We start from the raw sequence: 6,305 nt of genomic DNA, 5'->3' as shown, positions 1-6,305 counted from the left end.
GGCTGGAACCACTCAGCCCGTCCGGCGTTTGAGGACGAGCCCTTAGGGCGATATCGGGTGCCCCAGGGCCGACGGAGTCGGCTGATTCGGGAAGGGGCGGGATTGGGGAAGAAGCCGCCGGAGGCGAGGCGGCGCCCTACCTCCGCAGCCACTTCACCTCATACCCCGCCATGTCGAACCGCTTCCCGTCCACCTTCGCACTGATGGTCCGATCAAGCGTGTTCACCACAAGAAGATCCTCCCCATCAGCGAGCACCTTCACATTGGGCCGGTCATCGGCCGCGACGGACACCCGCTGAAACCTTGTCCCGGGCGAAAACGCATCCCCGAACCGCTCCACAAGCTCCAGCATGGGCAACTCCCGCCCCCCGTCACCGAGTTGCGTGGAGCTCCACAGACACCCCGCACACGCCCGCCCCCTGTTCTGCGGATTCCAGTAGAACCCGCTGCTCACCCCGCCCTTGGCCATCGCGATCATCCCCGACGCCTGCACGGCGACCCGATGCCGCTCGGCCCACCCGTCCCGGTCGTCGTTGCTGTCCCCGGGCTCCACGTAGTACTCGGCCCACCACAACGGCAGCCCTCCGGTCTGCTTCCGCACCCACCGGCTCACGGCCGTGAACTTGTCCGTGGCCCCGAACTCGTCCGGGATCATGTCGTCGTCACGGGTGTAGCTGGAGCCGTCCACGACCACGAAGTCGGCGCCCGCCTTGTTCTTGTTCCAGTAGTCGAAGGCGTCGATGATCCGCTGGTCGACGCGCCCCCAGGGGCCCTTGAGGGTGTCCGAGGACTCCTCGGTGTCGCGCGGGTCGACGCTGTCCATCACCAGGTAGGGCCCGCCCACCATGATGTCCTTGTCGACCTTCTTGAGCTCCTTGTAGACGAGGTTGTAGAGCTCCGTGTACCCCTCGTAGTCCCAGCGCCCCTTCTCGTTGCTCCAGAAGCCCTTGAACTCGTTCCACACGATGAAGTGCTTGACGTCCGGGTAGCGTCGCGCGATCGTCCCGGCGAGCTTCGCGAAGTCCTTGTAGTGCTCGGGTTCGGGGGCCGTCTCCAGAGCGCCCTTGCTCCAGTCGGTGTTGTCGGCGCCGGGCTTGCCGCCCTTCATCCAGTCCGGGGAGCAGCACAGGGTGATGACCGGCGTGCCGTCGGTCCTGCGGATGAAGTCGATGCGGCTGTCCAGCTCGGAGAAGTCGTAACGCCCCTTCACCGGCTCGGGGTTGCCCGCGCCCCAGCCCATGATGTGCTGGTTCTGCGGGACGGACCGCTTCTTGTCGGAGAGCAGCGACTCGACCTTCTTGGTGGCCCCGTCCTCTCCCTGGTCGGCGCTGTACCGGGTGTGCGTGAAGCCCCAGCCCACGTCGGGGCCGGTCTTTCCGGGGACCTCGGGGGTGCCGTGCACCTTGTCGCCGTCACGCGTGGTTCCGGTGGTGTCCCCCTTGCCCTCGGGCAGTGTGGTGATGACGGTGAGGATCAGGGCCAGTGCGGCCACACCAACGCCGAGCAGTGCGGTGAGGCGCCACCGACCTGCTCCCGATTTCCACCCATGACGTCCCATCAAGGGCAAGCGTAACGGCGTGAGTTGGCGGTGGCACAGGTTCCGCGCGACAGCTCGGTAACGACGCACGGACCCGGCGTGAGGTGCCCCCAAGCCCGGACAGATCCCACGATCCGGGACGCACTGCAGAATGTGGATGCACGAGACGCATGGGTGCCGGATCATGGCGGCATGTCTGCGAACCCTCAGGACGCCCTGCCGATCCGGCTCAACGTCGACGACAGCGACTCGCCCTCGGACGTCGTGGACGCGCTGTTCCTCGGCCGCTTCGCCTCCGGGGAGCAGCCGTTCTCGCACAGCGTCAACATCGACCGGGTCAAGTCCGGCTCCACGCTGCTCCCCAAGGACGCGCGGGTGCTGCGCGCCGCCCGCGACGACGACCGCAGCGCCACGCTCGCCGAGGGCGACGGCTGGACACTGCTCGTCTCCCGCTGGAACAGGGGCGCGGACGTGACGGCCACGGCGACCACGGCGGAGCTCGCCGAGTCGGTCGTCAAGCAGGCGACGGACGGCGCGCAGGACGAGCCCGAACCCCAGCCGGAGAACGTGACGATGGGGTTCTGGTACGTGTCGCCGCGCCGCGGCCCGCACCGCACCACCCGGCAGATCTCGGCGGGCACATGGGAGGAGGTGCGGGAGAACTACACGGCGCCGGTGGCCGACGCGATGGACAAGCTGATGAAGACGGCGCCCGAGGACATCTCGGGCCGCCTGCTCCTCCTGCACGGCCCGCCCGGCACGGGCAAGACGTCGGCGCTGCGCACGCTCGCCCGCTCCTGGCGCGACTGGTGCCAGGTCGACTGCGTCCTGGACCCGGAGCGCCTCTTCTCGGACGTCGGCTATCTGATGGACATCGCGATCGGCGAGGACGACGGCTCGGCGAAGGGCCGCTGGCGGCTGCTGCTCCTGGAGGACTGCGACGAGCTGATCCGCGGCGAGGCCAAGCACACGGCGGGCCAAGCGCTCTCCCGGTTGCTGAACCTGACGGACGGGCTGCTCGGCCAGGGCCGCAACGTCCTGGTCGGGGTCACGACCAACGAGGACCTGGAGCGCCTCCACCCCGCCGTGGTCCGCCCCGGCCGCTGTCTGGCCCGCATCGAGGTGGGACCGCTGACGCGCACGGAGTCGGTGAACTGGCTGGGCCGCGAGGAGGGCGTGAGCCGCGAGGGCGCCACCCTGGCGGAGCTGTTCGCGCTGCGCAGGGGCTCGGGCCCGACGTCGGTCCCGGACCCGCGGGAGGGCGCGGACGCGGGGCTGTACCTGTAGGCGGCCCCGTCGCGTTCAGCCGGAGTCCCCGTAGGCGGCACGCAGCGCATCCCGTACGGCGGCCAGGGCGTCCTCCTCGGACAGCCCGAGCCGCCGGACCCGCTCGGCGAACGCCTGCGCCTCGTCGGCCGCGCCCTTCGCCGCCGCGTCCCCCGCGGCGGCGACGAAGGTCCCGTTGCGCCCGCGCGTCTCGATGACGCCGTCCGCCTCGAGGGCCCGGTACGCCTTGGCCACGGTGTTCGCGGCAAGCCCGAGCGACTCGGCGAAGCCGCGGACGGTGGGCAGCTTGTACCCGACGGGCAGCACGCCGGAGCGGGCCTGCTCGGCGATCTGGGCCCGAATCTGCTCATAGGGCGCGGCGCCCCCGCCCCGGCCATCGATATCGATCTTCAAGGTCACGGGGAGAGTCTCCCACTGAAGCCATCAGCCGGCCCCCTCCAGCCATCCGACGCCCCCTTCAGTCCGTCCGGCGCCCCCTTCAGCCCGTCCGGCGTTTGAGGACGAGGCCGTCCAGGCCGAAAGGGGGTCTAGGGGCAAAGCCCCAGGAAGGGCACCCCAGGGGCGACGGAGTCGCCGGATTCGGGAAGGGGCGGGATCGGGGAAGAAAAAACAAGAGGCGCCCACCCCCACGCGCCCGTACCGTGCGACCCCATGACAGTGCTCGTCCGCGACCTGGACCTCACCAACCCGTCGGACGCCGAGGCATTCGCCCACGTCCGCCGAGCCACCCTCCCCGCGATGCTCTCGACCGCCGCCTCCGTGGCGTTCGACGCAGCCCACGCACACCCCCACGCCCGCCACCGCCTCCTGGTGGCCGAGCACGAGGGCCAGGTCATCGGCACGGCCCAGGTGGGCCTCGCCCACGACAGCCCCGAGCCGGGCCTCGGCTTCGCCAACGTCTACGTCCACCCGGACCACCGCGGCCTGGGCGCGGGCTCGCTGACCCTCCGTACGGCCGAGGAGCACTTGGCGAGAGAGGGCGCGACGTCCGTCTACTCCTGGGTCCTGGAGACCCCGGAGAACCTGGCCTTCGCGGCGGCCCGCGGCTACGAGGCCCGCCGCCCCGCCCACTTCCTCCGCCTCGACCTGGCAACGGGCACGCTCCCTCCCCTGACCCCGCCGCCCCCCGGCGTGGAACTGCGCACGGCGGCGGACTACGCGGACGACCCGCGCCCCCTGTTCGACCTGGACGCGGAGACCGTCGCGGACGAACCGGGCGACATCCCCACGGAGTTCACGGACTACGCGCAGTGGCTGGCCGAGACCTGGCACCACCCGCTCCAGAACCACGAACTCACCACGGTGGCCGTGGCGGACGGCCGCCCCGTCGCGTTCAGCGTGGCCCGGACGGACGACGGCACGCGCTACTCGACCGGCATGACGGGCACCGCCCGCGCCTACCGGGGCCGCGGCCTGGCGAAGCTCGCCAAGAACGACTCGCTGCACCGCGCCCGCGCGGCCGGCTGCACGGAGGCGTTCACGGGCAACGACGCCGGCAACGAGCCGATGCTGGCGATCAACCACTGGTTCGGCTACGAGATCTGCGCGACGGAGGTACGCCATGTCCACCAGCTCACCTGAGGAACCGCCGATGACGACCATGTCGACCACGCCGAGCACGCCGAGCACGCCGACGATCGAGGTCACCCTCCTCAAATCAGGCCGCGAGAAGGTGAGTTACCCGGCGAGCCTCCTCCACGACGACGGCACCCGCATCACGGTCCAGGCGCCATGGGTGTACGAGGACAAGGTCCGCGACTTCGGCTTCGTGCGCTTCGAGCCGGGCGACGTCTTCACGGAGCACTACTGGCGCGACCGCTGGTACTCGGTGAAGGAGATCCGCGCGGCCGACGGCACCCTGAAGGGCTGGTACTGCGACATCACCCGCCCCGCGGCCCTGCACGGCACCCGCCTCTCGGTGGAAGACCTGGACCTGGACCTGTGGTGCTCGGCGGACCGCACCGAGGTGATCCGCCTGGACGAGGACGAGTTCGAGGAAAGCGCCCTGCGCACGACGGACCCCGCGGCGGCGAAGGCGGCCCTCCGGGCCCTGGACACCCTGGAACACCTGGCCAGGACAACGGGCCTACCCGTCCCCGTCAGTTGACGCCCGCACCCCGAGCACCGCATACCGCTCGTCCTCGACCGCTCTCCCCCACAGCGCCGGGTCGTCCGAGAGGCGCTCGACCCTGAGCTCCGTGGCCAGCGGTGCCAGGGCCCTCGTCACCCGCTGGGCCTCGATGCCCGCCGGGCTCAGCGTGCCCCAGACGCCCTCGATGAGGATCAGGCGGCCGCCGGGGCGGAGCAGGGTGCACCAGTGGCGGATTGCTGCCTCTGGGTCAGGGAGCATCCACAGGACGTGACGGGCGAGGACGACGTCGAAGGTGCGGTCCGGCACCGGGGGCGCGGCCGCGTCGCCGACCAGGAGCTCCGCCTCCCGGCCCGCCGCCGCGAACTTCTCGCGGGCCCGGGCCACCATCTTCGGCGCCAGGTCGACCGCCGTGACGCGGTGGCCGCGCTCGGCGGCGAGGAGCGCGAGGCTGCCCGTGCCGCACCCCAGGTCCAGGACCGTGGCGGAGGTGGGCGGGAGCCAGCTCGTGAGGCGGGCGGCCCAGGCCGTGCGGATTTCCGGGGCGCGCAGGCCGTGGTCCGGCTCGTCGTCGAAGGTCTCGGCCTCGTCGTCCCAGTTCACCGTGCTGATCGCGGTCATCTCGATTGCCATGCCCCGATCGTGACACCCGCCACTGACAACGGGCCTCCGATGAGAAAGCATCCCCGCACAGGTCTACAGCCTTGCCACCAGGGAAACCCGTAGGTACAAGGAGGCAGCCATGCGCCGTATGACCATGCAGAAGCCGGTGGTGAAGTCCGAGACCCGCAGCCGCCGGGTGCGGGACGAGCGGGAGCGGGACACCGAGGAGCGGGCCAGACCGCGCCCGGAAGTGCGCCGCGACATCCAGCGGACCTGGTGGCCCGACGGGTGAGACGGCCGTGCGGGAGCTCCGGACGGGGAAACCTCAACTGACCGGCCCCGGCAGCCTCTTGCGGTAGTGCAGGCGGTCGTAGGGGCCTGTCACCCTGCGCTCCACCAGCTCGTAGCCGTACCGGGGATAGATCTTCTGGTTCTCCCACATCAGCGCGTTGGTGAGCAGCCGCACCTCCGGCAGGCCGAGCCCGTGCGCATGGCGGTCGACGAAGTGCAGCAGCGCGCGGCCCACCCCGCGCCCGTGGGCGTCGGGGTGGACGGCGATGGTGTCCAGGTAGAGGTGGTCCTCGTGCGGGAGCAGGACCAGGACGCCGATGACCGGGTCACCGGTCACATACACCCGGCCCGCCGCCACGTCCGCCGCGTGGTCCCGTTCCATCGGGGCGGGGACGAGCCCGATGCGGGCGATGTAGGGGCGGAACGCGGCGTCGATCAGGGCCGACACCGCGGGCACGTCGGCGGCGGTGGCGAGCCGGATGTCTTCAGCGGTCAGGT

The 6,305-nt window shown here is 71.0% G+C and carries 8 protein-coding genes; 4 read left to right on the top strand and 4 right to left on the bottom strand.

The window, feature by feature from the left end; all coding sequences use genetic code 11:
• Nucleotides 1–136 precede the first annotated feature (136 nt).
• On the bottom strand, nucleotides 137–1,558 hold the full coding sequence (locus ACFWYM_RS34485; protein ID WP_384846292.1) for a xylan 1,4-beta-xylosidase: 1,422 nt from the start codon (nucleotides 1,556–1,558) through the stop codon (nucleotides 137–139).
• Nucleotides 1,559–1,729: 171 nt separating this feature from the next.
• On the opposite strand from ACFWYM_RS34485, the gene ACFWYM_RS34480 reads away from it, so the two are divergent.
• A complete protein-coding gene (locus ACFWYM_RS34480) occupies nucleotides 1,730–2,824 on the top strand; it encodes a DUF5925 domain-containing protein (RefSeq protein ID WP_384846290.1) in 1,095 nt (364 codons plus the stop codon).
• Between the two features lie 15 nt (nucleotides 2,825–2,839).
• Here ACFWYM_RS34480 and ACFWYM_RS34475 read toward each other — a convergent pair whose 3' ends face one another.
• The gene (locus tag ACFWYM_RS34475) at nucleotides 2,840–3,223 is read right to left on the bottom strand and encodes a GntR family transcriptional regulator (RefSeq protein WP_384846287.1); all 384 of its coding nucleotides are present in this window, start codon (nucleotides 3,221–3,223) and stop codon (nucleotides 2,840–2,842) included.
• Between the two features lie 252 nt (nucleotides 3,224–3,475).
• Here ACFWYM_RS34475 and ACFWYM_RS34470 point away from each other — a divergent pair, with 252 nt between their 5' ends.
• Complete coding sequence (locus tag ACFWYM_RS34470) at nucleotides 3,476–4,405, top strand: GNAT family N-acetyltransferase (protein WP_384846285.1); 930 nt, start codon at nucleotides 3,476–3,478, stop codon at nucleotides 4,403–4,405.
• Between the two features lie 19 nt (nucleotides 4,406–4,424).
• The gene (locus tag ACFWYM_RS34465) at nucleotides 4,425–4,931 is read left to right on the top strand and encodes a DUF402 domain-containing protein (protein ID WP_384846304.1); all 507 of its coding nucleotides are present in this window, start codon (nucleotides 4,425–4,427) and stop codon (nucleotides 4,929–4,931) included.
• On the opposite strand, the gene ACFWYM_RS34460 is transcribed toward ACFWYM_RS34465, so the two are convergent.
• The gene (locus ACFWYM_RS34460) at nucleotides 4,911–5,546 is read right to left on the bottom strand and encodes a class I SAM-dependent methyltransferase (protein ID WP_384846283.1); all 636 of its coding nucleotides are present in this window, start codon (nucleotides 5,544–5,546) and stop codon (nucleotides 4,911–4,913) included. The two genes, ACFWYM_RS34465 and ACFWYM_RS34460, sit on opposite strands and share 21 nt — an antisense overlap.
• 109 nt (nucleotides 5,547–5,655) lie before the next feature.
• Between ACFWYM_RS34460 and ACFWYM_RS34455 the strand changes: the two genes are divergently transcribed.
• Entirely contained in the window at nucleotides 5,656–5,808 is a 153-nt protein-coding gene (locus ACFWYM_RS34455) for a hypothetical protein (RefSeq protein ID WP_384846281.1), read from the top strand.
• 33 nt (nucleotides 5,809–5,841) lie between these two features.
• Here the strand turns inward: ACFWYM_RS34455 and ACFWYM_RS34450 are convergent, their stop codons facing one another.
• On the bottom strand, nucleotides 5,842–6,303 hold the full coding sequence (locus tag ACFWYM_RS34450; protein ID WP_384846302.1) for a GNAT family N-acetyltransferase: 462 nt from the start codon (nucleotides 6,301–6,303) through the stop codon (nucleotides 5,842–5,844).
• Nucleotides 6,304–6,305 lie beyond the last annotated feature (2 nt).

The organism is Streptomyces sp. NPDC059009 (assembly GCF_042740175.1).
Taxonomy (GTDB): domain Bacteria; phylum Actinomycetota; class Actinomycetes; order Streptomycetales; family Streptomycetaceae; genus Streptomyces.
This window is presented reverse-complemented; position numbering and strand designations above follow the sequence as displayed.

Coding starts and splice junctions, on each gene's coding strand:
- ACFWYM_RS34485 (WP_384846292.1), bottom strand. CDS start 1,558: ATGGGACGTCATGGGTGGAAATCGGGAGCAGGTCGGTGGCGCCTCACC.
- ACFWYM_RS34480 (WP_384846290.1), top strand. CDS start 1,730: ATGTCTGCGAACCCTCAGGACGCCCTGCCGATCCGGCTCAACGTCGAC.
- ACFWYM_RS34470 (WP_384846285.1), top strand. CDS start 3,476: ATGACAGTGCTCGTCCGCGACCTGGACCTCACCAACCCGTCGGACGCC.
- ACFWYM_RS34465 (WP_384846304.1), top strand. CDS start 4,425: ATGTCGACCACGCCGAGCACGCCGAGCACGCCGACGATCGAGGTCACC.
- ACFWYM_RS34460 (WP_384846283.1), bottom strand. CDS start 5,546: ATGGCAATCGAGATGACCGCGATCAGCACGGTGAACTGGGACGACGAG.
- ACFWYM_RS34455 (WP_384846281.1), top strand. CDS start 5,656: ATGCGCCGTATGACCATGCAGAAGCCGGTGGTGAAGTCCGAGACCCGC.